This window comes from Bacillus cereus (assembly GCF_025917685.1).
Classification (GTDB): Bacteria; Bacillota; Bacilli; order Bacillales; family Bacillaceae_G; genus Bacillus_A; species Bacillus_A cereus_AT.
The window spans coordinates 2,749,401-2,775,828 of record NZ_CP089518.1 but is presented as its reverse complement, the minus strand read 5'-3'; the positions used below and the strand labels follow the sequence as shown (position 1 = coordinate 2,775,828).

Genomic DNA, 26,428 nt, shown 5'->3' with positions numbered 1-26,428 from the left:
GGTTAAGATGAAGGGGAAAAAAGTATTAATTACGAGCGGCGGTTGCCTAGAAAAATGGGATCAAGTACGTGGACATACAAATTTAGCAAAAGGTACAATTGGAAGAATTATTGCAGAAGAGCTAATGACAAAAGGAGCAAATGTAATATATTTGCATGGCTATTTCGCTGAGAAGCCAATGGATGTAAATGACCAATTAGAATTGCACCCATTTGAGGGGATTATTGATTTACAAGATAAGATGAAAAGTATTATTACACATGAAAAAGTTGATGCGGTTATTATGGCTGCTGCTGGCTCAGATTGGGTTGTCGAAAAGATTTGTGATCAAGATGGAAATATTCTTAATATGAACGGAAAGATTTCGAGTGACATCGCTCCAATTATTCATTTTAAAAAAGCACCAAAAGTATTAAAACAAATAAAGAGTTGGGATCCAGAAACGATACTCGTTGGCTTTAAACTGGAAAGTGACGTAAATGAAGCAGAACTTATTGAAAGAGCAAGCAAAAGGATGGAAGATGCGAAAGCAAGTATAATGATAGCGAACTCACCGCATTCTTTATATTCTCGCGGCGCTGTACATCATGTTATCGGACAAGAGGGCAACGTGAAGTTATGTAATGGGAAAGATGAAACTGCAAAAGAAATTATCAATATGTTAGAGCATTTATGTAATCGTATCACTTCTATGTAAATTTAAGCTTTTAGAAAGAGATGCAGTCGCATAGTATGTAATGGAGTTAATATTAAATTAGTGAGGGAACTTCTCCCTTACTGATTATTAAATCGAATCAACGGAATAGGCTATTAGCTGCTCGTAAATGTGTAATACATGTTATATGCATAATGAACATTTTGTGAGGAGTGGATTTTATGGAACATTTATTGAAGCAAGCTATTAAACTTAGAAATGAAAAGAAATATGCACAGTCTAAAGAGATACTTATAGGGTTAACAAATTTTACGAGGGATGCAGAAGTACTATATCAATGCGCCTGGATACATGATGTAATGGGTCTTGAAACGGAGGCTGTTCCGTATTATGAACAGGCAATCGCGAACGGACTTGATGGTGAATCCCTTTGCGGTGCGTATATCGGTCTTGGCAGTACGTATCGTTGTATAGGGGAGTATGATAAAGCGATTACTGTATTAGAAGCAGGGATAAAGAAGTTCCCGGAAAATGACGTGATGAAAGTGTTTTTATCACTAGCAAAATACAACGTAAACGATCATGAATCCGCGATGAAATTATTGCTGGAAGCGGTCGTAAAAGTAGAGGAAGTAAAAGAATTTGAACGTGCCATTTTATTTTATAAAGACCATTTAAATGAGGTTTTTGAATAGAGGTGTGAACGTATGAATGTCACCATATCTCGGAAGAGAAGGGGTGTTTGGTTTGGGCTTGTATCTTTAATTATGTTGTCAAACTATTTATTGTATGCCCTTCCAATTGTACCGGCTGCTCCGAAAGAAGTAGTGCTTGGTTCGTTATTAGATTTTATGTTTGTAATTCCAGTCATCACATATTTCTTTATTATACGAAAAAGGTATTCGTTAACGTATATGTTTCCTGTAGTTATAGCAGGATACGTGTTCGCAAGATTTATAATTCCTAGTGATTATTTACAAGCTTTTTCATTTGTTTCGTATGTAATAGTTGCTGGAGAAATTTTGTTTGTATGTTTTGAACTGCTTCTGATATATAAAATTATTAGAGTTCTACCTAAAATAATAAAACGATATAAAGAATATAGAAGTGAGTATTCTTCATTTTCTTATGCGATTGATCAAGCATTTGATGATACTATGAAAAGAAGTAAGTCAGTAAATATCATTCTTACTGAGTGTAAATTATTCTATTATGCTTTTTTATCGTGGCGTGTAAAAGTATCAGAAAGTGAATTCACATACTCATATCATAAAAAGACCGGTGCAATAGGTGTTTATATCATGATTATTCATGCAACTGTAATTGAAAGTATCGGTTTTCATTATTTACTTCATCAATGGAATCCAGTCATAGCTTGGATTTTACTTATTTTAAACATATATGCGATGTTTTATTTTTTAGCTGAAATACAAGCGATGCGTAAAAATCCAATTATCGTTGCGGAAGAAAAAGTAATTATTCAAATTGGATTAGGAAAGAAAATCGTTATACCATTTGCACAAATTGATAACATTGCATTTTATAAAGGTGAACTTTTAAAGAAAGAAGAAGAGAAAGAGGCTCTTGATGCAACTGTTATGGAATTTATAAAGGAACCTGCAACTTTTGAAATAACGTTAAAAGAACCAATTAAAGCGCAGTTGTTATATGGATTTTCTAAAACAGTGAGTCGTGTGCATTTAAATGTGGATGAGGAAAGAAAATTTTATGATGCGGTTACTGAAAGGTTAAAACATATGAATGGTGGATAGTGAAAAACTCCTTCTAAATAAGAAGGAGTTTTATTGTGTAATTGTAGGCCATACACTTCTTTATCACTATATAAAGGGATATAATTAAGAATAGAAATAGCATAAGGGGAAACAAAAAATGAATAAATTACGGACGCCTAAAAGTGAAATTATAGAAAGGAAAATTCGGTATGACTCAACAATAATAGATCACAATTGCTTAATACTTGAAAAGAAATCTCAAAGTATCATGTTATTTCATGAGGTTCAGTATTCATTTACGATGAATACAAATGATTCGAGTTTAACAATCCCAAAAGGAAGTTACACCATTGCATACTACTGGGAAAATCGTCCGTACAATTTATACATATGGAGAGATAAGAACGGAATGTATTTAGGCTCTTATTTTAATATTGTAAAAAATACGCACATAACAGACGAACTAGTGTCATTTGAAGACTTAATTATTGATATTTTGGTACTTCCAAGTGGAGAATACTATATATTAGATGAAGATGAATTACCTGAGCCCTTAGAGAATTTTGAAGGTGGCTATGTGGATGAAGCTCTTTATGTTTTAAAGGAAATAATTCAAAAGTCGCTTCCTCAAATGATTGTAGAGACAGAAATGGTGCAGCTAAAATAAAGTTTAATCGATTTGAAAAGAAAATACGTGTTTAATGAGAATGAGTAGTCTCAAGTTATATGATCTAACTTTTTTGATAAATCTAAGGTTAGAAGCATATTTCTTGGGATTACTCTTTTTTTGTAGGGATTTTGTTGCTTAGTTTCTAAATTGATTTTTAAATTTATCAAATAAGATTGATTGAATCAGATTCAGTCGTGGTAAAAAACATAGTAGGAGATGACGTATGAAAAGAATATCAAAAGAACCAGATATAAGACGCCAAGAGTTAATGGATATTGGTTTTGAACTATATATGAAAAATGGTATGGGAGGATTTAGCATTAAAGATGTTGTGAATCGTGCGGGTGTAGCAACAGGGCTGTTTTACTATTACTTTAAATCTAAAGAAGATTTTGTTGATGAGACTTTAAATAGCTTCATTGTGAAAAATATGGAGTTAATCGAAGAAATACTTATTTCAAATGAACGGTCTGTAATGCAGAAGATGAAAGATTCTCTAGATATATTTTGGACATTTATTGAAAAATTAGCACCCTATAAAAATATGAGTTCGTTTCAGACGGAACAACATTTTCAACTGGAACAGAAATTATTCACACGAATGCAACCATTAATTCGACAAGTAATTGAAGAAGGAGTGAAAACGGGGATTTTTTATACTGACAACTCATTATTAGCTTCTGGATTTATTTTATACGGTCTTAGCAGTATTGCCCATTCAGAAGTAAAGTTGAGTCTAGATACGAAGCAAGAAATGGTTAATTTAGTATTAACTACACTACGATACGATCAAAAAGAAGGTGAATATATATGAAGATTATTATCGATGGAAACAATATTTCGCAAGAGAAACTTACAAAATGGAAAAGAGAGCGTATTAAAAAAGTATTAAATACATTAGGACATAAAGAGCCTGAAATAAATGATACAGACGCCATGATAAAAAAGCTAACGGAAGTAAAGATGGGATATTCATATAATGAGATGTATGATAAGTTGAAATCAAAACTTAGATTAAGTGGAATAGGTATGCGTATTTGTACTGTTTTATCTGGCGATAGACGAAAATTTTCAAAAACAAGTATCTATTTAGACGGGATTACAGCAGAAGAAGCGATAAATGGGATTGATAGTTTTATGCTTAAACAATCACGAAATGATCAAGTGAATTTATCAGCTTGTCCTGATCACTATGTACTAAGACCCTTTGGGGAAAATGAATTAGAGGTTATCGAAACTACTGGTAATTCTCCGTTTCCGGTTCAATTTTTTATTGTTTATGGTAACGAAACGGGATTGAAGACACCTAGAGATAAGTCTTATCAATACCAATCAACAGGTGTTGCACGTATGAAAGACGGTACTACTATTGGTGGAGTTCGACATCAATTCAAAGATACAGATACTGGAATAGAAGTAAGTCTAGTTGTAGAGTTTCCAGCACTTTGTCCTAATAGTCTTATTAAATCGCATCAAATGCATTTGGCATGTGAGTTTTCTTATTGGCTACAGTGGATTAAGGACCATGAAAAATAGTAAGTGAAAAATGCCTTTCAAATAAAGAAATATACTATTTTTATGAATATAAATCGAACTGTATTTCAAACAAACAGTAACGATGTTCAAACGAATCATATGTGTCTTTTAATAAAACCTAGTTAAATCATCGGGAATGCCTTTGGTTTTTTTATTATATAAAAACCTAATTTATTCATTTATATGAATCAGTTCAAGGAGGGGGAAGAAGTGGCAGAACTGTTATTCCCTTTATCAAAAGACGAGAAGCAACAAGAAAATAAAATCGTTGGTGAAATGATAGCTGATGCATATGCTTTAAAAAAATAGTGAGAAATAAAAAACTCGCAATTTTTTAAGCTTGTGGGTTTTCATCGTAAACAATTAATAAATATGGTAAAATTAAGAGGTAACTTAAGGTGCGGTTGGTTGTTCAATTATCACTTCTCCAGGTAGGAGGGGGGTGATAATTCGTGAGTGAAATTACGTTGCTGCTGCAAGGTGGACTGTTTCTCGTTGCATTGTTAACGTTTATTGTCGTCTTAATTGACAAGCTCAAAAAATAACAACCCACCTATGCCTATAGAAAGTGGGTTGTTGTGTTTGTACGAAACAAATAGGATAAATGAACAATCCAATCTGCTAAGTTACGTGGACTAGTGTGTAGCCGCACACTAGTCCTTTTTTATTTATATACAGTTTTTAATTGTTTTATGTGATTGTATTGTTCTTTTCATACTCATTATAACACAGTGTCTTTTCATGAAGAAAGGAGACCGTATGTTCTGGTGTCGATTAAATAGAAGGTTTAGTTTCTTTAAATAGCCCGTCCATATACTGTTTTAAGCTTTCTACAAAAAATCCTTTTTTGTCTACATTATTTACGCCGACAATTGGTGATGGAAGATCGTACCTTTTTTCTGATAAATGAACAACAACGTCAAAAATATCAAATAGGCGAATGAAGCAGAACAGCCCGTCTTTATCACTAAGTAAAATAAAGTAATGGTTTTCACTCGTGGTATTTAATGTATTCCATAAAGAACTTTTGCTTAAGTCACGAACGATACTCTTTTCCTTTAATTCCATGAAATCGGCATTTAATAGAATGGTAGAAATATCAATCGCATCTGGATCGTCAAAGTAGCCATCAATTGTTTGTACAGCAAAAGTATAAGCCATTTTTAATACACTCATTTTATATTTACGGTTATCTAAAAGCAATTCACGTTGAATAGAACTAGCTACTTTTGTTACGCGCTCTTCTTTCCAAATTTCATTATGTAATGAAATATCGTGCTTTTTACATAGTTTCATAATTAATGCATTGGAATAAAGTATTTCATCACTTACTTCGACTACATCCGTTTCAGCGGCCGCCAGCTCCTCACCATGTTCATTCGTATAGAGAGGGGAGTCGATTTGTTTTTTCATTTGCTCAATCTTATATTGACTTAATTTATGTCTAATTAAAGGACGGTCAATATTTGTTGTCATGTGTTCATGACAGGAATCACAAATGGAGTTTGTGAAATAATATCCACATAATATCTCTGGTATGACATATTGTTCACTAAGTTCTTTCGTATCTTTTCTGCAAATGATGCATTGGGTCATATTTATCACCTTTACCTACAAATTTGTATGCAATCTCATTGTAGTGTATTTAAAGGTATTTTGGAATATTGTAAAGGAAAATATTATGTAAAATTCATGTTTATTTTGGTACAATGAAAAGAAGTGCTAGTTTAAAGGAGGATGTTTTTTTGAAATCGAAAGTGCACTTTTGGACATTAGAAGTGCTGATGGTTGTAGGAATTATATTTATTTGCACAAAAATATCGTTTCTATTTCAACCGATTGGTATCTTCATATCAACATTATTTTTCCCAATTTTAATCGCGTTATTTTTATACTTCATTTTTAACCCATTGTTAGTCTTTTTGGAGAATAAAAAAGTACCGAGAGGTTTAGCGATTTTACTACTGTATCTTTTTATCATTACATTAACTGGAGTTGCTATTGGAGTAGTTGTTCCAACAATCTCACAACAGCTAATGGATTTAGTGAAAAACATGCCGACTTATATAAAAGAGGGAAAAGTATACATACAAGATCTATCCCATCATAGATTATTTGAATGGCTATCTACACAAAACTACGTTTCCATTGAGACAATTGAGAAAAATGCAATTGAATACTTAAAGGAAATACCAAACACACTTACGTCGAGTGCAACGGCTTTATTTGGTATTATCACGAACGTAGCATTAGTTATTTTTACAGTACCGTTCATTTTATTTTATATGTTTAAAGATGGACATGCATTTCCAGGTAAGGCCGTTAGTGTATTACCAGAGTCTTACCGTGAAGAAGGACTTCGTATCATAAAGGAAACGAACGAAACATTATCTGCATATATTCAAGGTCAAGCACTCGTTTGTATGTTTATTGGCGCCTTTACATTTACTGGTTATTTAATCATCGGTTTACCGTACGCTTTCGTTTTAGGGATCATCGCAGCACTTACAAATATAATTCCGAACTTAGGTCCTTTTATCGGAGCAGCACCAGCTGTTATTGTCGGTCTATTCGTATCTCCGATGCAAGCTCTGTACGTAATTATTATTGTAACAATTGTACAGCAGTTTGAAAGTAACATTATATCTCCACGTATTATGAGCTCGAAATTAAACATTCATCCGTTAACGATTATTATCCTTATTTTAGGAGTAGGTAACTTTGCTGGAATTATCGGAATGATTTTAGCGGTGCCTGTTTATGCGGTAACGAAAACAGTTGTTTCGAACCTAGTGAGATTGTTTAAAACGAAACGAAGTAATCGGAAATAGAAAAAATTAGGGAAGATACACCGCTGAAAAAGTGGTGTATCTTTTCAAATTTTTAGAGTGTATGAAAGGCGTATTATTATATATTTTTTACACATCAAATTAACTACAACGCATGTATAAAGTATTCCTGTTAAACTACGTGGAATCCCTCTGAACTATCCAAATCATTTCTTTACACCGCGTTATTAACATCATAATCGACTCCTTTCGTTTCTAATATAATTTCAAATAATTATAGGTGAGTGTAGTACTTGCTTCTACGATCACGAATTTCATCTATAATCTTTTTATACTGTTGCTCTTGTTTAATTTCATTTTCAGTGATAGTTTCTTTTTGAATCGTAATGGTTAAAAAGAAAAGGTGAAACTTCATACATGAATTCCTCCTTTCAAATCGGGATTACAGGTGACTACAGTAATGACTTTGTCGTTCTTTTACGTTGTCCATAGCCTGTTTAATTTGTTGTTCATGAAGCATATCAGACTTAGAAAATTTATTTTTTTGAATGGTAATCGTTAAATAGAATACTTTGAATTTCATTGGCTTATTGCCCCTTTATCATTTATTTAGTAAAGACGATTGTAATAAGAGGACTGGCGCTCTTTCACATCATCCATAATATTTTTAATTTGTTGTTCACGTAAGATTTCAACTTTTGAAGGTTTACGTTTTTGAATGGTAATCGTTAAAAAGAAAGCTTTAAATTTCATTAGGATATTGCCCCTTTATCATTTATTTAGTAAAGACGATTGTAATAAGAGGACTGGCGCTCTTTCACATCATCCATAATATTCTTAATTTGTTGTTCACGTAGGATCTCAGCTTTTGAAGGTTTACGTTTTTGAATGGTAATCGTTAAAAAGAAAGCTTTAAATTTCATTAGGATATTGCCCCTTTATCATTTATTTAGTAAAGACGATTGTAATAAGAGGACTGGCGCTCTTTCACTTCGTCCATAATGTTTTTGATATGTTGTTCACGTAAGATTTCAGTTTTTGAAGATTTACGCTTTTGAATGGTAATCGTTAAAAAGAAAGCTTTAAATTTCATTAGGATATTGCCCCTTTAAAAAGTATTTTTAATACATTTGTGTATAATACGAACTTTTAATGTCCGTTATTTTATCCATAGTTTGTTTTAATTGTTGTTTATGAAAGATTTCAGCTTCAGATAAAGTTTTTTTCTGAAGTGCAGTCGTAAAAAAGAAAATATGAAAAGTCATAAGCGAATTCCTCCTTTCGAAAAGGAATTACAAGTGATCGCAATAATGTGCTTGGCGCTCCTTAACACGATCCATTGCTTTTTCAATTTGTTCATTATGAAGCATTTCAGCCTTTGAAAGTGTGTTTCTTTGAATCGTAATACTTAAAAACAATACGTTAATAGTCATCGAATGTTGCTCCTTTCTTAAAAAAATAATGTAAGAGACTAAAAAATCGCACAAAAAAGCCACAGGAAGATATAGTTCTCCTATGGCTAGGCGTGAAAAAGCCACAGGAAAGTATACGACCTCCTGTGGCGAATTTATGAATTAATAGAAATAAAGTACGATTTTCAATTCTCCATTAGGGTGGTCGAATTCATATTCAATTGTCCGAAAAACACAGGTGCAGTTAACGCTAAAGTTAAAGCATGTAATTGTAATTTCATCATTTCCTTCGACCTCCTTTTAGAATATTTTTCTTACGTTAGTAAGTATATACAATTAATGGATAATTGTAAACATAAAAAGTGAAAATTTTTAATTTTGATTAAAATGCGTATATTTTGAAGGGTTTTTAATGGATATATTGTATTACTCGAATTATATATAGAAAATGGGGGTGTCTAATGAACTATATGAATAAAATAGCGGGTGTTATGCTAACAATTTTTTTATTTGTTACTGCTTGTTCTAACGGAGGGAGAATAAAAGAAATATCAGATATTGGACCAGCGGATTTTAAGAAATATACGTGGACGTACGTTGGAAATAATTCTGATGTGTCTGCAATTGTTAAAAGTTTACCTGGTGGTGAAACAGTTCAAAGTATAAGCTTGAAAAATGAGAAAGTCGCAGTGAAATACGGTGAAAAAAAGAACGATAAATTAACAGAAGATATGATTGAGACGTATTGGTTTGACGAAAAGGATACGATGAAAAAGAACTTTCTCTTTAATGCTATTTATCTTGCAATTTTAGTACCAAATGCGAAAGGGTATGAGTTTCAGTTGGAAACTAAGAATTTTACACTGAAAAGAGAAGAACTCTTACCCATACTGTATAAAGAATTTAATGATTTTCCGAAAGGTGATCAAATATGGAATAAGGGAATCATAATGAACTTCTTTTATGGTAATTTAGAAAAAATAGTAGCGCTTGTTAATAATAAAGATTTCCGGAAACAATTCTTTGATGAACATCCTATACAGGAAACTAAGTGAGACGGTGGGGGAAAGATGGAGCTTGTTTATAAAATTTCTTATTTCAGAATGTATGATCATTATTTACCAAAGCTAACACAAGTAATAAAGTGTTTAAATGCGGAAGACTTGTGGAAAAGAGAAGGTGAGGCTAATTCAATTGGAGGTATAGTATTACATATCTGCGAACATGTAAAAAGAAATACGATTCGTTACTCGAATCCAAATGTGAATTTTGAAAAGGGGATTGAAGAGTACTTTCCAAAGAAGGCATTAAATTTTGAAATGCTGCTGGAAATTGTAGAAAAAGTATTTCGTGAATGGGGAAACAGGTATATAAAAGCATGTAAAGGAAGAACCGATATTGATTTGCATAGCTTATTACACTTAGTCGAGCACACAAGTTATCATTTGGGGCAAGTAGTAGACCGAACGAAATCTTTAAAGCGAGAGAGGTTTAACTTTTGTCAAAATGGTATCAATGAAAAAGATTTAAGAACGAAGATTGAAAATACGGAAATTTTCAGAAGAGGGTCATTCATTATCGAATGATTTTCTTTTTTTATGAAAATTATGGTAAAAAATAAAGTGATGTGATATGGTTAGTTACATAAGTAATGAACCTATGAACCTAAGGTGGTGAAATCGTGAAACCTACTCTAGAACAAAATAAGTTAATATACATACAAATTGCAGAAACAATTGAATCTGATATTTTAAAAGACATATTACTTGAAGAAGAACAAGTTCCTTCGACAAATCAATTTGCGAAGATGTTACAAATTAACCCGGCTACAGCTGCAAAAGGAGTAAATCTACTAGTAGATGAGGGGATTTTATATAAAAAGAGAGGGATCGGGATGTTTGTTACAAAGGGAGCAAAAGAAGTCGTACTAAAAAAAAGACAAAATACTTTTATGACCGAGTATTTACCTAAAGTGTGGGAAGAAGCAAAAGTACTAGAAATATCAAAAGACGAATTGATGGACATGATACACAAAATTACGAAGGAGGGGAAAGAGTAATGTTTGCACTTGAAACGAAAGATTTAACAAAAAAATATAAAAAGAAACTAGCTGTAAATGAAGTAACAATTTCATTGGAAGAACATAAAATATATGGTTTGCTTGGAAGAAACGGAGCGGGGAAAACAACATTATTAAACCTTCTTGCTGGTCAAATTATTTCAAGTAGTGGAAGTGTAGCTGTATTTGGCGAAAATGTATTTGAAAATAGTAAAGCGATGCAAAATATTTGTTTCGTAAAGGTGAAAGAAAACATTAATTTAAGTAGTAAGGTAAAAGATGTTTTTTATTTGTGTAACATGTTTTATGAAAATTGGGATCAAGAATATGCTGAGGAACTTATTAAAAAATTTCAATTGAGTGCAAAAGAAAAATATTATGATTTATCCCATGGTATGCAAACAATTGTTGGTATTATTAAAGGTTTAGCTAGTAGAGCACCAATTACTATTTTTGATGAGCCGACTACCGGTTTAGATGCAGCACATCGAGAGTTGTTTTACGAATTGCTATTGGAAGATTATGGTGAATATCCACGAACAATCATCTTATCAACACATTTAGTTGAGGAAGTGTCCCATGTTATAGAAAATGTAATCATATTAAAAGAAGGATCATTAGCTGTTCAATCCTCTGTGGAAGATTTTTTAGAAAAAGGACACATAATATCAGGACATAAAGATAAAGTGACAAATTTTTTAATGGGGAAAAATGTTGTAAAACAAGAGTTGTATGGGAATAAAGAGATTTCTGCGATATGGGAAGATCTTTCTGCTAGAGATTATGAGCTGATAGAAACTGAAGGGTTAGAAATAGACAGAGTAACACTGCAAAAACTATTTATTTATCTAACAGATAATGAGGTGAAATAAAAATGCTTTTAAAACAATTAAAGTTACATATGAAATTTCATTATAAGGCTGTTCTAATCTTCTGGTGTGTGGCATTACTTATAAAATGGACAACAACTGCAACTGATATAAAGGGACTAAAGGTAGCATTTTTACATGATATCTTCAATAATTCATCTATTGCAATTGCAATATTTATTGTGGCAAGTGTTTTTCTTGTTCAAGATGACATATTTCGTACAGTTGTCTCATTTGGTGTTACTAGATTACAATTCTTTATTGGTTCAGTATGTTTTATCATATTACAATCAGTAATTTTTTCATTTCTACAAGTTTTGCTTTTACAAGGTACATTCTATGAAACGAAACATATAAATTTAGGAGCACATACAATCGAACAATTCTTTGCACAGTTCGTGTTCTATCTATTATTAGCTAGCTTATTTCAATTAACAACTATTTTTCAAAAAAGATTTAATTGGATAGGCTTTGCTTTTAGTGTGATTTTTTTCTTGGGGTTGACGAGTACAATTTATGGTAAGGTAGGTTTGAAAGAATTGGTATTTATTGATAGTAAATCGTTACTTGATATACCTAATTTTATATCAATTTCGATAGTGCTTATTTTAATATACTTTATAATTAGCGCTCTATTTATTCGTAAAGTTTCTTTTGAGGATGCGATTTAAGTACAATTACTTTAAGAGAGAAGGAAGACTGTATGGGAGATACTTCTTCACTAATAACCGTCTTTTTATGCGTAGCATTGCTGATTTTTTGGCGACGATATCGTTCTATGTATAAGCCGATAAAGGGAAAGGGAAAACGTATTTTGTGGCCATTACTATTTTTAACACCAGGTATTTTATTGTTTTTTGGTCCAGTACACCCAGCTATATTACAAGTGACTATAGCAGTATTCATTGGGGGTCTTTTCGCCGTACCACTTATATTTCTAACAAATTATGAGCGAAGAGAAGATGGGAACATTTATACGAAAAAAAGTGCAGCCTTTTTAATTACCTTTATTGGAATTGTTATTTTAAGATATGGTTCAAGACAATATATTGTTGACTTAGATCAGCAAACAATAGGTTTATTATTTTACGTAGTTGCAATATCATATATTATTCCGTGGAGAATTGCTTGTTATATAAAGTTCAGGAAAGTTTGGCGGGAAAATAATAATCATGCTATATGAAAACTTCTCATTTGAGAAGTTTTTTATTTTTCTATGTAAGTGAAATAACTTGTTGAAGTGCAAGCTACCATGCAATATGATAAATATAAAAAATTGAGGAGAGTGGGGGATATAAAAATGCGTACAATTTTACTTTTTCTAAATAACATGTCTACTGATGAGATAGAAAGTATTCGAGAAATACACGATCCTTTATTTGGTTTAATTCCTCCTCACATAACAATTGTATTTCCTTTTGAAAGTAATATTTCAAATGATGAATTGAAATCACATATTTCGAATCTGGTAAAAGGGATAGGTACAATTGAGATTAAGTTTGCAAGTGGTGTAACTAGTATAGGAGACTATTTATTTTTAGAAATTGAGCAAGGAAAAGAACAAATAGAAGAGCTACATGATAAATTATATACAGGACCATTACTACCACTTTTGAGAAAAGACATTCCGTACATACCCCATGTAACAGTCGGAAGAAAAGAAAGCTCGCAGTTAGCTACTGAACTAGCAAGGGATCTTCCTTGTTTTCATAAGAAGCTACACTGTGTAATCGATAGAATTAGTGTGGAACGTATTGGGGAGAACGGAGAATCAATTATTGAATTTGAAGTACCATTATAAAAAAGCTGACAAAAGTCAGCTTTTTTATTTCGTAACATGGAGCAAAGCACCAATTGCACCACTATACCCATCATCTTGTATAAAGACTGGTATTTTATTTTGATATTCTGTATAGCTACTTATAATGTTTTGAAGGTGTACGTTATTACTTAGGGTAGAACCAATGTAAACGATATGTTCAATGTTTTTCGCTTCGGCGAATTGAAGGCTTAATGCTGTGACGACTTCACCGACAAGTCCTTGAACGGTTGCGATTATATCTGAACTACTAAAATTCGAGTCTGTAATGGCTGCTTTCCCAAAGTTGCTAGCTGTTAAGCTATTATCGATAGGAGAGAGAATACCACCATAAATATCTCCAACTGTAATATCTAGACTTTTTCTTGAACCTATTTTTGTAAGAGGAATTACGTCTTCAAAATGATCTAAATTTGTTAATAGCTTTGAAAGTCCCATAATTGTACCGCCGCCAACTCCAGTTCCGCCAGCACGAACATATTGCTTGTCATAAACGTAGTGAATAGATGTACCTGTACCGATATTTGTTAATACAAAATTATTGATAGTTTGTTGTTCTTTGTTTAGGATATAGTGAACACCAGTTATAGTAGCGTCGAATTCATTTAATGTTACTGTCTCATATGAATCCGAAAGTAGATCTTGCAATTGGGCCGATTTACCACCTGTAATGCATAGTTTTGTAATGAATTTGTTTTGATGAAGCCACTCTTTAATCTTTTGGTGGTCATATGAATAAAATTTTTCAAAAGATATTTTATTCTCTACGTTATAGTAAACAATTTTCGTTAATGTTCCTCCAGCATCAATCCCGATAGCACGCTGCATTTTTCTACTCCTAACTATGTGTTGTTTAATCAGCTTGATAAATTAATAGTTTCGCCATTGTAACAATTGGTTGGCCGTTAACAGTTGCAGTTCCTTTGCCGAGAATAAAACCTCGTCGGTTACGTGTTAGCTCATAATGTAAATCTAGTTTATCACCAGGATACGCTTTTTCATGAAATTCAACTCCATCTAAAGAGGAGAGGAAACCTAACCCATCAGATTCACTTGTGCTTACAAATGCACTAAGTTGGGCAAGTGCTTCTACAATTAACATATGAGGCATGTGGTTTTGACTTTCATTAATAAACCATTCGTTATTTGTAATTAGTTTGTATCCTGTAGCTAATTGAGATTCTTTAATGTTTGTAATTTTATCGATCATTAAAAATGGATAGCGATGGGGAAGAGTATCTTTAATATTCATACCGTACCTCCAGTTAATAATAATACCCCTGCAAAAGTTAAGCAGGGGGAGTTGTAATTAATTTTTAACTAATTCATCTACTTTTTCAAGAGAAAAAATACCGCTATTTCTAATGTTTTCAACAACTTGTTGTAACACTTGTTTATCTTGAACGAGTGCAATACGTACAAAGCCTTCGCCGTGAGGACCAAATGCATGACCTGGTGTGACAACGACATTCGCACGATCCATAAGTGCATAAGCAAACTCTAGAGAGGTCCATCCTTTCGGAATTTCAGCCCAAACGAACATACTTCCAGCTGGTTTATCGACATTCCAACCAAATTGGCGGAATCCATCTACTAAAGTATCTCTACGTTCTTGGTAAATTCCACGGTTTTTCTCACAAAACGAAGCGCCGTGTCGTAATGCAGCGGATGCAGCTTTTTGAATTGGTAAAAACACGCCGTAATCTGTATTAGACTTAAATTGCGTAAGCGCACCGACGATTTCTTCGTTACCAATCATATAACCAATACGGCTACCAGCTAAACTATAACTTTTAGATAAAGAATTAATTTCAACGCCAACTTCTTTTGCGCCAGGTACAGATAAGAAGCTAATTGGCTTTTGGCCATCAAAATAAAATTCAGCATAAGCAAAATCATGGACAACGATAATATTATGTTTTTTCGCGAATGCGATTACCTCTTTAAAGAAATCTTCATGAGCCATTGCTGGAACTGGATTTCCTGGGAAGTTCAAAATCATCATCTTCGCTTTATTGGCAATTTCTTCAGGGATAACTTCTAAGTTAGGTAAGAAATCATTTTCTTTCTTTAATGGCATGTAGTAAGATGTTGCGCCGGCCATTTGAATTCCTGTTTCATAAGCCGTATATCCTGGATCAGGAACTAATATAATATCACCCGGATTTGCAAAAACCATCGGTAAATGAACGAGTCCGTCTTGTGAACCCATTAATAATAAAACTTCTTTTTCAGCATTTAATATAACGTTATGAGTGTTGTTGTAATATTCAGTTACAGCTTCGTGAAATTCTTGTATGCCTGTTAATGTGTATCCATAGCTTTCTTTTTCACTCGCCGTATGTACCATTGCTTCTCTTACGAAATCAGCAGGAGGCATATCGGGATTCCCGATACTTAAATCAATCATTGTATGACCTGCTGCAATTTTCTCTTTTTTATAGGCCCCTAATTCACTAAATATAGAAGATTGGAATGCTTTCATTCTAGTTGCTAACGTGTAAGTCATCAAAACCCCTCCTAAAAACAGTGTTTTCTTTCTGCGTTTTTAATTATTCTGAAAACACATGTTTACATTTTATCATTTTTTTATGAAAATTAAAACGATTGACAAATTTAGAGGGAGGGATTGGAATAAATGTCATACTTCATAAGGTGATTATTCTTCCAATTTTTCTAGAAGAGGGTGGCTATATGATAGATCAGCTAACTTAAAAGTTTATTACATATTTCATCTCATATCATTTAAGAGGTTTTGTAGTTTTTGTTAATAAAATCTCGCACGTTTTGAATGAAAAAGAACACGAAAAACATACCTAATATGCCGCTTATCCAATAGTATGAATTTCCTGTAGTGAATTTTTCATAAAATGAAATAGCGTTCCATATGATAAGGGCTACTGAACAAATTGTTGATATAATTAAAGAACTTAAGCTTCTCAAAATAAGCACCTCACAGTAATTTGTTTTATTATATAATTTTACATTCAAATTAAAAGATTTAAAAGGGGGAATATATTTTTAGAGGAAGACGTCTAAAATGAAATAACGCAGAAAATACATTCTGCGCTTTTGTAGTACTTGAAAGTTGCTGAATTCTAATAGTTAATTATTTATTTTTTTATATGTACACATTTTCTCAGCATTCATGAAGTATACATTTAATTTATTATCGACAACTTTTATAGATTGATCTGATGTAAACGAGTTACCGTAATCAATGTGATACACGTTAGAGTTTTTTACAAATGATCCTTTATATAAATCTTCTTTTTTATTCGTTGTATGCATCTTTACTAAGTTTTGAACAATTTTTTCTTTCTTTTCTTCTTTTACAACTGTTTCAAATTTATAATATACAGGGCATTCACCTTTTTTATTATCAATGACCTCCCAAGAGCCGTATATATCATTATTGCTACATCCACTAAGTAGAACGACTAATATAGGAAAAATAAATAGAAGCTTTTTCATTGTGTACTCCTTTCTTATTAGTTTTTATAAACGTGCGAATACGATAGGAATATTGTAAAAAATAAAGTTTAAATTTTTATAAAGAATTTTTAAATTTCACATAAAAATTTGGAGAAAGGTGAAATTTTCAAAATAAAAAGGCATGAATCTAGTGTAATGCCAGATTCATGCCTAGTAATCTATCTTATGTTATGTTTTTTGAGGATAAATGAAGCGGAAAGAAGAATGACAATTCCATTTACAATATATACATTTACAATAACAAAGACTAGGTTAGCTGCTCCCAAACCATCTTTATCGAATATAGTGGTGAATGCTGTAGTAGTCAAAAAGATAATGGGAGTTAACAATAAAAATAGGAAACCTGCAACAATCCTTCTTTTAAAGTTATTTTGAGATAAGGAAATGGCTAAAAAATTAAGGACGCCAAACATGACCAATGAAAAAAGAAGGATAATTAATAATTGGATGCCATCAGACATTTCCACAGCTCCTTTTTGAAAAATCTATAATTTATTTTATTCGAAAGTAGTTGGGGATAATCCTTTAAATATTTGAATTACATAAAGAAAATAGATTTTAATCCTTGAAATTCAAAAAGAATGGACCCAGTAAAATACGGGATCCATTCTTAAGAAGTATTAGTTTTATAAATTCGCAGATTGTGACGATTGTTTTTCAAATTGTTTCTGCTTAGAAAGGGAAATAAAAATAATTACTAATGAAATGAAACCAAAAATTAGAACCATATACTGTAATCCAATCGTATCCAAGAAGAAGCCAGTGCCGAGCAAGACGATTTGGAACATAACTCTTTCAAACATATTACGGAATGAGAAGAGACGTCCGTGATAGCTTTTTTCTACTTTTGTTTGGAAAATTGTCGACATAATAGGGAAGAAGCAGCCAACACTAAATCCAAATAAACCAAATGAGGCAAGAGCCATCCATTTTATATCGCTAAAGAACAAGGAAAGATGTGCAAAAGCGGTACAAAATGCGAAGAAATATAGTAATTTTTCAGGCTTGAAATGCTCAGATAAACGTTTAATTACGAATGCACCTAACATAAACGCTACACCTTCAATTGTATATATGAATCCTTTAATCGTCGGATCATGTTGTATTTCGCTAATGTTAATAACCATTAAATTGAATCCAGCTATAAATAAAAGAGGGATAATACTTAATATAAGTGCTTTAAAAGCAATAGGGATTCCTTTTAAAATACGAAATACTTCCATAAAACTATTATCTTTAGCAGATTGTTTACTTGATGTAGCAGATTTTTTATCTTCAAATTGCAGGAAGAAAGTTGAGAAGAATAATAAAGCGTATGCTGCCATTGAGAAGGCATACATATACTGTAAACTCATTACAACTAAAAGAATTCCACCTAGTGAAGTACCTGCAATACGAGCGATTGTACCGATATTCATATGTACACCATTCATTTGTAATAGCTCATGTTCATTAACGATGAGTGGGATTACAGATTGTAATGCAGGGAAATAAAAAGCTGCTGAAATTTGAAGTGCAATCATAAAAGCAATCATAAAAGCGATACTTTCATATTGAATAGCGAAAAACATAAAAATAACACTCATAACACGACCAAATCCAGCGTAAAGAAGAACTTTCTTTTTTTCATACTGATCAATTACTCGACCAGCCATTGGACCAACTAGAACGCCAGCTAACAGTCCGATAAATAATATAACTGATTTCATGAAATCAGAAGGGACGTATTTTTGCATAAATTCAAGGTTACCAAGAATACCAAGCCATAAACCGAGACCAGCAATAAACTCCCCAATTAATACAATCCAAACGTTTTTATTACGCCACATAATTAAAAACCTCGCAGTCATTTATAATTTACAAATCGTATATAAAACCTCCTTATTTATCCGTTATTTTTTAACGTGCTTTTTTAGAGTCAGAGTCTATATTACGTGTTTCATTAGTGGATTTCAATTTTTTTGATTTGTAAAAAAATTACTTTGTTAAGTACTGAAATAAGCAATTCAAAATGTAAAAAAACTTATGCTTAAATACCAATTGATAGTAAAGATAAACATAGAAAAAATAAAAAAGCAAGAACGTATATACTACGTCTCGCTTTTCTTAAATACAAATTTAAACAATAAATTTACTTAGCAACACTTATGATCTTGTCCAATAGCTAAACCGCTAAAAGACAGAGGACCAACAATGTCTGCACTTGCACCACTAGTAAGGTTTTCTACAGTTAATGAATACTCGTGAGTCCCACAGCTAACATTTTGATCTATAGCTTGAAATGTTTGTGCGTAAAATTGTTCAGAACCTGTAGATTCAATCCCTACTTGGGCGTTGAAGATTTCTGTATTGTCACGAAAAATTCTAAATAATATTTGTGCAATGTCAGTTATACCTTTAACCCCAACTGTTGCAATTAATTCTACTCGATTATTACGTGAATCTCTTCTTGAAATTTTTAATTTAATATTTGCTAGAATTGCTTTTTCTGGGGAATCGGGAATTGTAAAAGTTGTTTCACCAGTTTTATTTAAAGGTTGAGTAGCTTGGTAATCAATGATATGAGTCATATTCGTCACCTCCTCATATACTAAAATATGAAGGTAACGATGAATTAGCTTGGACATATACTATAAGATTTTAAAATAATTGAGGAGTAATGTTGAATATAGGGAGATAATATAAAAGCATCAAGAAAAAATCCCAATTATGAGAGTCATTTTTTGATGCTTTTCGTACTTTAGGCAGAATATTCTTCTTTACGTACTTCGAAGAATTCATTCCGGCGTAAGTAATTAAAAATTTTTTCTGAAACCTCTTCTTCATGAGACACTAAGAATCGATGATCAAAAGCATAGAAAGATTGACCTTTAATTAATTTTACGTAGTATATTTTACACGCCTCCTTTAAATTAGGATTCTTAAATACTTTATATTATGATGACCTATCTGGTTGTTAATAATACTTAAAGTTTAAAAGTGGGATGTATAATTCAAAAAAACATTGAAATAGCTTACAAATTTGTAATGTTTTTGTCACCTTTACCGATAGTTAAAATTAACCAATATCTTCTATACTACAAATAAGTTACATAAAACTAGGGGGTAGAAAGATGGAGGAAGTAATTGGAGAAGTTGTAGCGGGGATTTGTGAGTTTGTAGTTGAAGTTACTGCGGATGCTATAGGGAATTTAGTGTCCGGAAATGATGAAAAAAAAGAAGTATTATAAAATTTTGTAAAGAGTTTAAAGACGAATAACGTGTAAAGGCTGATTTCTAAAGGGAAGTCAGCCTTTATATTTTTTACATTATATTAATGTTATTTAAATATTCATTTGTTATGATGTTACTGAAAACAATAAAGGAGCTGATCGATATGAATGTACTGAATTCTGGATTTGATGTATCCAATTCGCGTACGATTGTGGCGAATATAGATGAAAAGGAATATCACTTTATTGTTCGTGAACATCCACTAATAGGAAAGGTTATAGCGCTTTCTGAAAATGGGAAAGAATATGGTTTAATAGATAAGCAAATCGCTAGTAGGGACAGGTTTATTAGATCAGAACTTACTAAGTTGCATCATTTTAACATAGATATACTTTATGATACCCCAGGATGGATATGGGTTGGTATGGATCAATTTGGATTGTATGCGAGAGAGGCTACTTATAAGGAAGTGGAAGTTCTTATGAAGTTAAAGGAGGATATAAATTTTTTAGACATAAATGTATGTACTCTAATGTAAGAGATGTTTTTCAAGGTTACGGGATAAGTTCTCGTAACCTTTTTTGTTTTGTAATTAAAAATGTAAGAGTTATATTTTGGGGGGATACTAGTACTCTTATACAAGGAATGGAGCCTAAAAAAGGATTTGAAATTATATAAAGAGAACTTATTAATTATATGAATACTTATAGAAAGAAGATGATAAAAATGAGTAAAGAAGAGCTTGTGAAACAACAATTTGGTAGTAATGCAGAAAAGTATGTGAAAAGTAAAATACATGCAAATGGACCGGATTTACAATATGTAGTTAAGCAAGTTGAAACTCGTCATAATACTCGTCTTCTTGATATTGCTACTGGTGGGGGGCATGTTGCAAATTTGCTAGCCCCAATGTTTAAAGAAGTAGTCGCTCTTGATTTAACAGAAAAAATGGTAGAAAAAGCAAAAGGTTTTATAGAGGGGAACGGGCATGAAAATGTGTCTTTTGTAGCAGGAAATGCAGAAAGTTTGCCATTTGCTGAAGAATCCTTTGATACAATTACATGTCGAATTGCAGCACATCACTTTGTTGATCCTTTGCAATTTATTATTGAAGTCAATCGTACGTTAGAAGATAATGGTTTATTTATATTAATTGATAATGTTTCACCAGAAAATAATGAATTTGATACATTTTATAACTTTATCGAAAAGAAGCGAGATCCGAGCCATGAACGAGCTTTGAAAAAAACAGAATGGATTACTTTATTAGAAAAACATGGTTTACAAATGCAATCATGCATTACTTTTGACAAGAAGTTCGATTTTGACTGGTGGTGCGATATGATGGATGTGCCAGTACAAAAGCGCGTAAAGTTAACAGAGTGTATGATGAAAACATCAAATGAAATGCAGGAATTCTTTAAAATCAAATTTGAAAATAATAAAATAGAGTCATTTTATACTGAAATGGCACTGTTCGTATGTAAAAAAAGTTCAACATTAAAAAGATAAATTTCTTGCAGTCTTTCCGAAGTACGTTATACTTAGTACAGAGAAAATGAGAATTGAGGAATAGTAACAATGATTCGTGTACGTATTGAGGGAACTGAGGAAGAGATGATTGAATTTTTGAAGAAAATGCCTGACATTCCTGGATTTGAAAAAACACATATGAGAGAACCGAGAAAAGGGAATAATCCAAAATATGATTCAAGCAAAAATGTACTAGCATATTTATCTTATAAGAAGATTGAAGTCGCCAATAAATAGGCGGCTTTTTTAATTAGCTCCGTTTCACCGCCTTGTCTTTTTCGCATAATAATGATAGTAGATTATGCTGGAGAGGGGGGGAAAAGTTAATAAAAAAATAATTTTTTTCGGAGATTTTGGTATTGATGATGCAGTAGCGTTAATTTATGCGAATAAAACATGCAAATTAGATATTATAGGTATCGTTGCAGAGTATGGTAATGTATCACGGGAAATTGTCACGGAAAATGTTTATTTTTTAGAAAAATATTATGCTACAGAAGTGAAGATTATTGAAGGTGCTAGTAGACCGATGACAGCTGAAGAACCTTTATTTTTCCCTGAAATTCATGGAGATCACGGTTTAGGTCCCATCATACCACCGAAAATGAGGATTTGTGGTAGGGGAAATTTTTGTGAATTGAGTAAATTAATTGAGCCTTGTCCAGAAGATATTATTATTGTGGCGACGGGAAGATTAACGACACTTGCAACATTATTTTTATTGTATCCCAATTTAATGAATCGGGTTTGTTCCTATTATATAATGGGCGGTGCTTTTCTATTTCCAGGTAATGTAACACCAGTATCGGAAGCTAATTTTTACGGCGATCCAATTGCGGCGAATATTGTTATGAAATATGCAAAGAACGCTACTATATACCCTTTAAATGTAACACAACGTGCTCTTATTACCCCTAAAATGGTCGATATTATTGATAAAGAAGGTACAGGACAGGCGAAACTCATTAAACCAATGATTGATTTTTATTACGAGAACTTTTACAAAAAAGAATATCCAGGTATTGGTGGGAGTCCGATTCATGATTTACTTCCGTTTATTTCGTTTATTAATGATGATATTTTTGAATATGAAAAATCGGCAGTTTGGATTAGTACGACGAATGATGTAACGAGAGGTCAAAGTGTTGCGGATTTTAGAAAAATAGCTGAGCCGACAACATTTGATAATCGGCCTGTACAAAGAATTGCGGTCGATTTTAGTTATGAAGCCTTTAAGGAAGAATTTATGAGGACGATATTGAAGCCAGATTGTTCTTAGTGTAGATAAGTATATGAATCTGAGCAGTAAAAGAACAATCTGTACTGAAGGTTATAAATATAAAATCAGTCCCAAATATCCGGACGTTCTACATTCATTGTCCGCATATAATCTAACATTTGTCCTGTATGGACACCTTCATGATATGCAGTTCTTAAAAGCATGTCCCCTAAACTTCGAATATAGTCAGTATACCCAAGTTCGGCTAGTTCTGAACGATCGATTTGTATGTTTGTTAAATCCTCTGCTGCTAGAGAGGCAATAAAATTGATGAATTGATTACGAAAAGACTTAGAAAAATTAAGTTCATCGTCAAGTGTAGTAAATGCTTTTGTTTCAAAAGGAGATTGTACATTTTGAGCCTTGCCATGATTTTTTAATATTTGTAAATAATAGTAATCGCATTCTAGTACATGTCTAATCATTTCTTTGCAACTTAGTGCTTCAGTATCTGGTCTCCAATCCAATCGATCTTTTGGGATAGCTGTCCAAACTTTTATACTGCGTCTTCGTATTTCTGATAAATTTAACAATAGTAGGTCAGTGTTATTCAAATGAATCCCCCATTTTAAAGTTATTCTATTTTATCTATAATGAATTTTGAGTTAAATATCAAATGTAAGTTCGATACGTGCTGAAATTTGATTCAAAGAATAAGTTTACACGGTTTGAATGGTTAGAGAAATATATGATTTCTTTAAGGACGAATAACTTATGAAAAATGTAACATAACTAATGGTAAGCAATTGTTTCTAATTATAATTTTTATTGGTCAATTATAAAGGAGGAAATGATATGATTTGGTCTTTAATAGTCGGTGGTATATTAGGTTGGTTTGCAAGTTTAATTACTGGAAAAGATGTACCGGGCGGTGTAATTGGTAATATTATTGCGGGTATTGTCGGTTCTTGGCTTGGAACAGCGTTACTTGGTAAATTTGGACCTGTTATAGGCGGATATGCGATTGTTCCGGCTTTAATAGGCGCGATTGTTTTGATTTTCATCGTAAGCTTTATATTCCGTGCAATGCGGAAATGAATACAGGGGACTGTTTACATTTGTAAGCAGTCCCTTTGAATTATGTGGTCTAATCTGTTATGCTACTGTTATACAATCAGGAGGTGTCAGCATTTGAAATCATATACAGTAAATTTCCATCAAGAAGATAATGCAAAAGCGACAACAGTACATAAATTAAGTGAAGAGGACTTCAATAAAGCAACAGAAAAAGGTACTCGTCATCTATTTGATTTAGATACAAACGTTGGTTTCTTTGTATTCTTTGACGCAGAAGATGCAGAAGGAAATGATCAATACTTAATGTTACAATATGAAGGAGATCACGAAGAGCCAAGTGCTTGCTACGGATTTGATTTGAAATTATACTATCAATTTTTAGCATTATATTTAAACGATCTTGAATTCCAAGGTGAAACAAATGAAGAAGAGGAAGAATATGGTCCGATTCATCATTTAGCACACTTACTTTACCATATTGTTGAAGATGGTAAATCTATTGAAGTATAAAATACATAATTGAAGCTGTCCTTTAATAGGGCAGTTTTTTTACTTTTCATGATTATGATGAATACTGCGATTTACATAACAATAAATGGAATTCTGATAGCGACAAATGGTTTGATTAAACTTCAGAAATCCACAATATGAAACCAGCAGGGAAAGATTAATCATTTCCTGCTGGTTTTTTGCATTTAAATAAGCTTTTTTGACAGCTTATTTAAAGATTTATAAAGAGGATTGTAACAAGTAAGGAGAGAAGGTGTGTATACAAGGAGATGAATAAGATGATTAACAATACAATTCCAAGCTTTTTAAAGCTTTTGGAAAGCAATGATATAGGATTACATGACTTGAACAAATATTATGATATGCACCCAGAAGCATTCGAAGAGTATTTTAAGTTTCATTGTCCGAAAACAGAAGAACGCCTTTCGAGTGCGATTGAAAAGTATCCTGCAAAACTAGAAGATATTCTTATGATTTCGGAAACTTTACCATCTATCATTCAAGAAGTAAGTGAAGGCTATCGTGCTCAATTTGGCCTTGAGGTAAATGTAACATTTCATTTATTTGTTGGCGCATTTGGTTCCAATGCATTTGTGGAAAGACAGATTATTGGGGATATCTATTTTGCGGTAGAAAAATTATCTCCTATAAGGGAACATCTTCGTGTTATCGTTGCTCATGAAATCGGACATATATATCATAATTTCGTATTACAAGAGAGCGGAATGGATTGGACTAATGCTGAATGGACTGATGCGTCGGTAAGTTTGTATCGTGAAGGTGTTGCAACTTATCTGTCAAAACAAATTGTTAAAGATTTAAGTGAGTCTGTTTACTATTCATATAATAGTGACGGTGATCCATGGTCCAATGTTATAAAGAAAATGAGAAGCAGATTAAGAAACGTTTTTTACAAGATTACATTGAAGGATGGACAGCTGAAAAAGAGAAAGAATGGTTCCGTCTATCAGGCGGGGATTATTTCGGATACAATCGACTCGGTTATTTTTTGGGAACATCTTATATGGAGTATGCAGTACATACTTTCGGGGAAAGAGAAGCACTTACTTTTTGGAGTGAAAATAATTTGAAGAGTAGTGTAATGGAATGGTTACAAAAGTGAATATGTTGAAGAGGGGGCTGAAAATGATGAAAGTATATATGAAAGTACTTATATTTTTTCTGATTTTAACGTGTGTAATGGCATTAACCGCTTGTAAGAGTACAGAAGAAAAGAAACAAACAAATCCAACATCAGAAAATAGTACGGAAGAAAAGAACGATAAGCCGGAAACGAGTAAAAAGAATGAGGAGACTGCTCCGAAAAAAGAGAAAGACCCTGTGGAAAAACCAAAAGATCAAGACTCATCAAAACCTTCAAAAGACTCTAATCCAAAATCAATTAACCATATTAAAGATTTATTTGAGCTAGCGAAAGAAGGTAAAGTACCTAATGTTCCATATGCAGCACATTCAGGTGATATTGAAGAAATAGAGAAGGCATGGGGGAAAGCAAATAAGACGGAGCAAGCAGGAAACGGGATGTATGCGACGTTTACAAATAAAAATGTTGCATTTGGCTTTAATAAAGGATCACAAGTCTTTGACGTGCGATCTTACCATTCAGAACTTAAAGTGATTACGTTACAAGAGATCGAAAAGGCTTTAGGAAAACCAGCGTCTGTTAAAGCCAACGGTAATGATAAAATATACATTTATAAAGTAAATAATCAGTTTGAGTTGAAATTCGTTATTCCGAAATCTACTGGTAAAGTAGATCATATTTCTGTGTTCTCACCGGAGGATAGTATTAATAAAATGGCAGGTTAAATAAAAGAG

General features: G+C 32.4%; 40 protein-coding genes and 2 pseudogenes. 24 read left to right on the top strand and 18 right to left on the bottom strand.

Annotated elements, in window-relative coordinates:
• The first annotated feature begins 7 nt into the window (after positions 1 to 7).
• From LUS72_RS14475 to LUS72_RS14440, 8 genes and pseudogenes are all read left to right on the top strand, one after another.
• Entirely contained in the window at positions 8 to 697 is a 690-nt protein-coding gene (locus tag LUS72_RS14475; RefSeq protein WP_071772846.1) for a phosphopantothenoylcysteine decarboxylase domain-containing protein, read from the top strand.
• A gap of 179 nt (positions 698 to 876) precedes the next feature.
• Entirely contained in the window at positions 877 to 1,350 is a 474-nt protein-coding gene (locus LUS72_RS14470) for a tetratricopeptide repeat protein (RefSeq protein WP_128854333.1), read from the top strand.
• A gap of 12 nt (positions 1,351 to 1,362) precedes the next feature.
• Entirely contained in the window at positions 1,363 to 2,427 is a 1,065-nt protein-coding gene (locus LUS72_RS14465; protein WP_097830460.1) for a hypothetical protein, read from the top strand.
• A 118-nt stretch (positions 2,428 to 2,545) separates the two neighbouring features.
• Positions 2,546 to 3,055 carry a ribonuclease FAU-1 family protein gene (locus tag LUS72_RS14460; protein WP_097830461.1) on the top strand — a complete coding sequence of 170 codons (510 nt, stop codon included), beginning with the start codon at positions 2,546 to 2,548 and terminating at the stop codon, positions 3,053 to 3,055.
• A 226-nt stretch (positions 3,056 to 3,281) separates the two neighbouring features.
• On the top strand, positions 3,282 to 3,872 hold the full coding sequence (locus LUS72_RS14455) for a TetR/AcrR family transcriptional regulator (RefSeq protein WP_097830462.1): 591 nt from the start codon (positions 3,282 to 3,284) through the stop codon (positions 3,870 to 3,872).
• Positions 3,869 to 4,594: a hypothetical protein gene (locus LUS72_RS14450; RefSeq protein WP_264446739.1), complete on the top strand. Its 726-nt coding sequence runs from the start codon at positions 3,869 to 3,871 to the stop codon at positions 4,592 to 4,594. The genes LUS72_RS14455 and LUS72_RS14450 overlap by 4 nt, the downstream gene beginning before the upstream one ends.
• Before the next feature lie 195 nt (positions 4,595 to 4,789).
• Positions 4,790 to 4,903: pseudogene (locus tag LUS72_RS14445) on the top strand (alkanesulfonate monooxygenase); the annotation flags it as partial.
• Positions 4,904 to 5,046: 143 nt separating this feature from the next.
• Positions 5,047 to 5,139: a putative holin-like toxin gene (locus LUS72_RS14440; protein WP_001290205.1), complete on the top strand. Its 93-nt coding sequence runs from the start codon at positions 5,047 to 5,049 to the stop codon at positions 5,137 to 5,139.
• A 229-nt stretch (positions 5,140 to 5,368) separates the two neighbouring features.
• On the opposite strand, the gene LUS72_RS14435 is transcribed toward LUS72_RS14440, so the two are convergent.
• Positions 5,369 to 6,190 (bottom strand): HNH endonuclease, encoded by an 822-nt coding sequence (locus tag LUS72_RS14435; RefSeq protein WP_097830465.1) that lies wholly within the window; start codon positions 6,188 to 6,190, stop codon positions 5,369 to 5,371.
• 149 nt (positions 6,191 to 6,339) lie between these two features.
• On the opposite strand from LUS72_RS14435, the gene LUS72_RS14430 reads away from it, so the two are divergent.
• A complete protein-coding gene (locus LUS72_RS14430) occupies positions 6,340 to 7,425 on the top strand; it encodes an AI-2E family transporter (protein ID WP_000837890.1) in 1,086 nt (361 codons plus the stop codon).
• A 232-nt stretch (positions 7,426 to 7,657) separates the two neighbouring features.
• Here LUS72_RS14430 and LUS72_RS14425 read toward each other — a convergent pair whose 3' ends face one another.
• Genes LUS72_RS14425 through LUS72_RS14395 form a run of 7 tightly spaced genes read right to left on the bottom strand, consistent with a single transcriptional unit; the run spans position 7,658 to position 8,816 of the window.
• Positions 7,658 to 7,798 carry a YrzI family small protein gene (locus LUS72_RS14425; RefSeq protein ID WP_264446731.1) on the bottom strand — a complete coding sequence of 47 codons (141 nt, stop codon included), beginning with the start codon at positions 7,796 to 7,798 and terminating at the stop codon, positions 7,658 to 7,660.
• Between the two features lie 27 nt (positions 7,799 to 7,825).
• Positions 7,826 to 7,966: a YrzI family small protein gene (locus tag LUS72_RS14420; protein WP_097830467.1), complete on the bottom strand. Its 141-nt coding sequence runs from the start codon at positions 7,964 to 7,966 to the stop codon at positions 7,826 to 7,828.
• Between the two features lie 26 nt (positions 7,967 to 7,992).
• Positions 7,993 to 8,136 (bottom strand): YrzI family small protein, encoded by a 144-nt coding sequence (locus LUS72_RS14415; RefSeq protein ID WP_098519725.1) that lies wholly within the window; start codon positions 8,134 to 8,136, stop codon positions 7,993 to 7,995.
• Positions 8,137 to 8,162: 26 nt separating this feature from the next.
• On the bottom strand, positions 8,163 to 8,306 hold the full coding sequence (locus LUS72_RS14410) for a YrzI family small protein (protein ID WP_002147208.1): 144 nt from the start codon (positions 8,304 to 8,306) through the stop codon (positions 8,163 to 8,165).
• A gap of 26 nt (positions 8,307 to 8,332) precedes the next feature.
• Positions 8,333 to 8,476, bottom strand: coding sequence for a YrzI family small protein (locus tag LUS72_RS14405; protein WP_097829484.1), 144 nt, complete (start codon positions 8,474 to 8,476; stop codon positions 8,333 to 8,335).
• A 28-nt stretch (positions 8,477 to 8,504) separates the two neighbouring features.
• Positions 8,505 to 8,648: a YrzI family small protein gene (locus LUS72_RS14400; protein WP_097829483.1), complete on the bottom strand. Its 144-nt coding sequence runs from the start codon at positions 8,646 to 8,648 to the stop codon at positions 8,505 to 8,507.
• 27 nt (positions 8,649 to 8,675) lie between these two features.
• Entirely contained in the window at positions 8,676 to 8,816 is a 141-nt protein-coding gene (locus LUS72_RS14395) for a YrzI family small protein (RefSeq protein ID WP_097829482.1), read from the bottom strand.
• 440 nt (positions 8,817 to 9,256) lie between these two features.
• Between LUS72_RS14395 and LUS72_RS14390 the strand changes: the two genes are divergently transcribed.
• The 7 genes from LUS72_RS14390 to LUS72_RS14360 all read left to right on the top strand — a co-directional run bounded on the left by LUS72_RS14390 (position 9,257) and on the right by LUS72_RS14360 (position 13,524).
• On the top strand, positions 9,257 to 9,850 hold the full coding sequence (locus LUS72_RS14390) for a DUF4825 domain-containing protein (protein ID WP_264446716.1): 594 nt from the start codon (positions 9,257 to 9,259) through the stop codon (positions 9,848 to 9,850).
• A 15-nt stretch (positions 9,851 to 9,865) separates the two neighbouring features.
• Positions 9,866 to 10,381 carry a DinB family protein gene (locus LUS72_RS14385; protein ID WP_264446714.1) on the top strand — a complete coding sequence of 172 codons (516 nt, stop codon included), beginning with the start codon at positions 9,866 to 9,868 and terminating at the stop codon, positions 10,379 to 10,381.
• A gap of 95 nt (positions 10,382 to 10,476) precedes the next feature.
• Positions 10,477 to 10,854: a GntR family transcriptional regulator gene (locus tag LUS72_RS14380; RefSeq protein ID WP_097829480.1), complete on the top strand. Its 378-nt coding sequence runs from the start codon at positions 10,477 to 10,479 to the stop codon at positions 10,852 to 10,854.
• The gene (locus LUS72_RS14375; protein ID WP_264446711.1) at positions 10,854 to 11,726 is read left to right on the top strand and encodes an ATP-binding cassette domain-containing protein; all 873 of its coding nucleotides are present in this window, start codon (positions 10,854 to 10,856) and stop codon (positions 11,724 to 11,726) included. Before LUS72_RS14380 ends, LUS72_RS14375 begins: the two co-directional genes overlap by 1 nt.
• Positions 11,727 to 11,728: 2 nt before the next feature.
• Complete coding sequence (locus tag LUS72_RS14370) at positions 11,729 to 12,394, top strand: DUF4052 family protein (protein WP_097829478.1); 666 nt, start codon at positions 11,729 to 11,731, stop codon at positions 12,392 to 12,394.
• A 32-nt stretch (positions 12,395 to 12,426) separates the two neighbouring features.
• Entirely contained in the window at positions 12,427 to 12,906 is a 480-nt protein-coding gene (locus LUS72_RS14365; RefSeq protein ID WP_097829477.1) for a CcdC family protein, read from the top strand.
• A gap of 117 nt (positions 12,907 to 13,023) precedes the next feature.
• Positions 13,024 to 13,524, top strand: a complete 501-nt coding sequence (locus tag LUS72_RS14360) for a 2'-5' RNA ligase family protein (protein ID WP_097829476.1) — start codon at positions 13,024 to 13,026, stop codon at positions 13,522 to 13,524.
• Positions 13,525 to 13,548: 24 nt separating this feature from the next.
• Here the strand turns inward: LUS72_RS14360 and coaW are convergent, their stop codons facing one another.
• The 9 genes from coaW to LUS72_RS14315 form a co-directional block, all read right to left on the bottom strand.
• The gene (gene coaW / locus LUS72_RS14355) at positions 13,549 to 14,370 is read right to left on the bottom strand and encodes a type II pantothenate kinase (protein ID WP_097829475.1); all 822 of its coding nucleotides are present in this window, start codon (positions 14,368 to 14,370) and stop codon (positions 13,549 to 13,551) included.
• 25 nt (positions 14,371 to 14,395) lie between these two features.
• Positions 14,396 to 14,794: a 3-hydroxyacyl-ACP dehydratase FabZ family protein gene (locus LUS72_RS14350; RefSeq protein ID WP_097829474.1), complete on the bottom strand. Its 399-nt coding sequence runs from the start codon at positions 14,792 to 14,794 to the stop codon at positions 14,396 to 14,398.
• 57 nt (positions 14,795 to 14,851) lie between these two features.
• Positions 14,852 to 16,051, bottom strand: a complete 1,200-nt coding sequence (locus tag LUS72_RS14345; protein ID WP_141533387.1) for an LL-diaminopimelate aminotransferase — start codon at positions 16,049 to 16,051, stop codon at positions 14,852 to 14,854.
• A 236-nt stretch (positions 16,052 to 16,287) separates the two neighbouring features.
• Positions 16,288 to 16,485, bottom strand: a complete 198-nt coding sequence (locus LUS72_RS14340; RefSeq protein ID WP_097829472.1) for a DMT family transporter — start codon at positions 16,483 to 16,485, stop codon at positions 16,288 to 16,290.
• A 162-nt stretch (positions 16,486 to 16,647) separates the two neighbouring features.
• Positions 16,648 to 17,016, bottom strand: a complete 369-nt coding sequence (locus LUS72_RS14335; protein WP_097829471.1) for a hypothetical protein — start codon at positions 17,014 to 17,016, stop codon at positions 16,648 to 16,650.
• Between the two features lie 179 nt (positions 17,017 to 17,195).
• Positions 17,196 to 17,498, bottom strand: coding sequence for a hypothetical protein (locus LUS72_RS14330; RefSeq protein WP_097829470.1), 303 nt, complete (start codon positions 17,496 to 17,498; stop codon positions 17,196 to 17,198).
• Positions 17,499 to 17,663: 165 nt separating this feature from the next.
• Positions 17,664 to 18,866, bottom strand: coding sequence for an MFS transporter (locus LUS72_RS14325; protein WP_097829505.1), 1,203 nt, complete (start codon positions 18,864 to 18,866; stop codon positions 17,664 to 17,666).
• Positions 18,867 to 19,172: 306 nt separating this feature from the next.
• Entirely contained in the window at positions 19,173 to 19,607 is a 435-nt protein-coding gene (gene exsC, locus LUS72_RS14320) for an exosporium protein ExsC (protein WP_097829469.1), read from the bottom strand.
• Positions 19,608 to 19,777: 170 nt separating this feature from the next.
• Complete coding sequence (locus LUS72_RS14315; protein ID WP_080001761.1) at positions 19,778 to 19,930, bottom strand: YqbF domain-containing protein; 153 nt, start codon at positions 19,928 to 19,930, stop codon at positions 19,778 to 19,780.
• A 483-nt stretch (positions 19,931 to 20,413) separates the two neighbouring features.
• On the opposite strand from LUS72_RS14315, the gene LUS72_RS14310 reads away from it, so the two are divergent.
• From LUS72_RS14310 to LUS72_RS14295, 4 genes are all read left to right on the top strand, one after another.
• Positions 20,414 to 20,788: a hypothetical protein gene (locus tag LUS72_RS14310; RefSeq protein ID WP_097829467.1), complete on the top strand. Its 375-nt coding sequence runs from the start codon at positions 20,414 to 20,416 to the stop codon at positions 20,786 to 20,788.
• A gap of 188 nt (positions 20,789 to 20,976) precedes the next feature.
• Entirely contained in the window at positions 20,977 to 21,762 is a 786-nt protein-coding gene (locus LUS72_RS14305; RefSeq protein WP_097829466.1) for a class I SAM-dependent methyltransferase, read from the top strand.
• Positions 21,763 to 21,831: 69 nt separating this feature from the next.
• Positions 21,832 to 22,020, top strand: a complete 189-nt coding sequence (locus tag LUS72_RS14300; RefSeq protein WP_097829465.1) for a DUF3970 family protein — start codon at positions 21,832 to 21,834, stop codon at positions 22,018 to 22,020.
• Positions 22,021 to 22,084: 64 nt separating this feature from the next.
• The gene (locus tag LUS72_RS14295) at positions 22,085 to 23,062 is read left to right on the top strand and encodes a nucleoside hydrolase (RefSeq protein ID WP_098361714.1); all 978 of its coding nucleotides are present in this window, start codon (positions 22,085 to 22,087) and stop codon (positions 23,060 to 23,062) included.
• Between the two features lie 65 nt (positions 23,063 to 23,127).
• Here LUS72_RS14295 and LUS72_RS14290 read toward each other — a convergent pair whose 3' ends face one another.
• On the bottom strand, positions 23,128 to 23,616 hold the full coding sequence (locus LUS72_RS14290; RefSeq protein WP_097829463.1) for a DinB family protein: 489 nt from the start codon (positions 23,614 to 23,616) through the stop codon (positions 23,128 to 23,130).
• A 241-nt stretch (positions 23,617 to 23,857) separates the two neighbouring features.
• Between LUS72_RS14290 and LUS72_RS14285 the strand changes: the two genes are divergently transcribed.
• From LUS72_RS14285 to LUS72_RS14270, 4 genes and pseudogenes are all read left to right on the top strand, one after another.
• Positions 23,858 to 24,100, top strand: a complete 243-nt coding sequence (locus tag LUS72_RS14285) for a GlsB/YeaQ/YmgE family stress response membrane protein (RefSeq protein WP_002013368.1) — start codon at positions 23,858 to 23,860, stop codon at positions 24,098 to 24,100.
• 93 nt (positions 24,101 to 24,193) lie between these two features.
• Positions 24,194 to 24,589, top strand: coding sequence for a hypothetical protein (locus tag LUS72_RS14280; protein ID WP_000844593.1), 396 nt, complete (start codon positions 24,194 to 24,196; stop codon positions 24,587 to 24,589).
• 278 nt (positions 24,590 to 24,867) lie between these two features.
• Positions 24,868 to 25,712 (top strand): annotated as a pseudogene (locus LUS72_RS14275) (DUF5700 domain-containing putative Zn-dependent protease).
• A 23-nt stretch (positions 25,713 to 25,735) separates the two neighbouring features.
• Positions 25,736 to 26,419 (top strand): YjgB family protein, encoded by a 684-nt coding sequence (locus LUS72_RS14270; RefSeq protein WP_141533388.1) that lies wholly within the window; start codon positions 25,736 to 25,738, stop codon positions 26,417 to 26,419.
• The last annotated feature ends 9 nt before the right edge of the window (positions 26,420 to 26,428 follow it).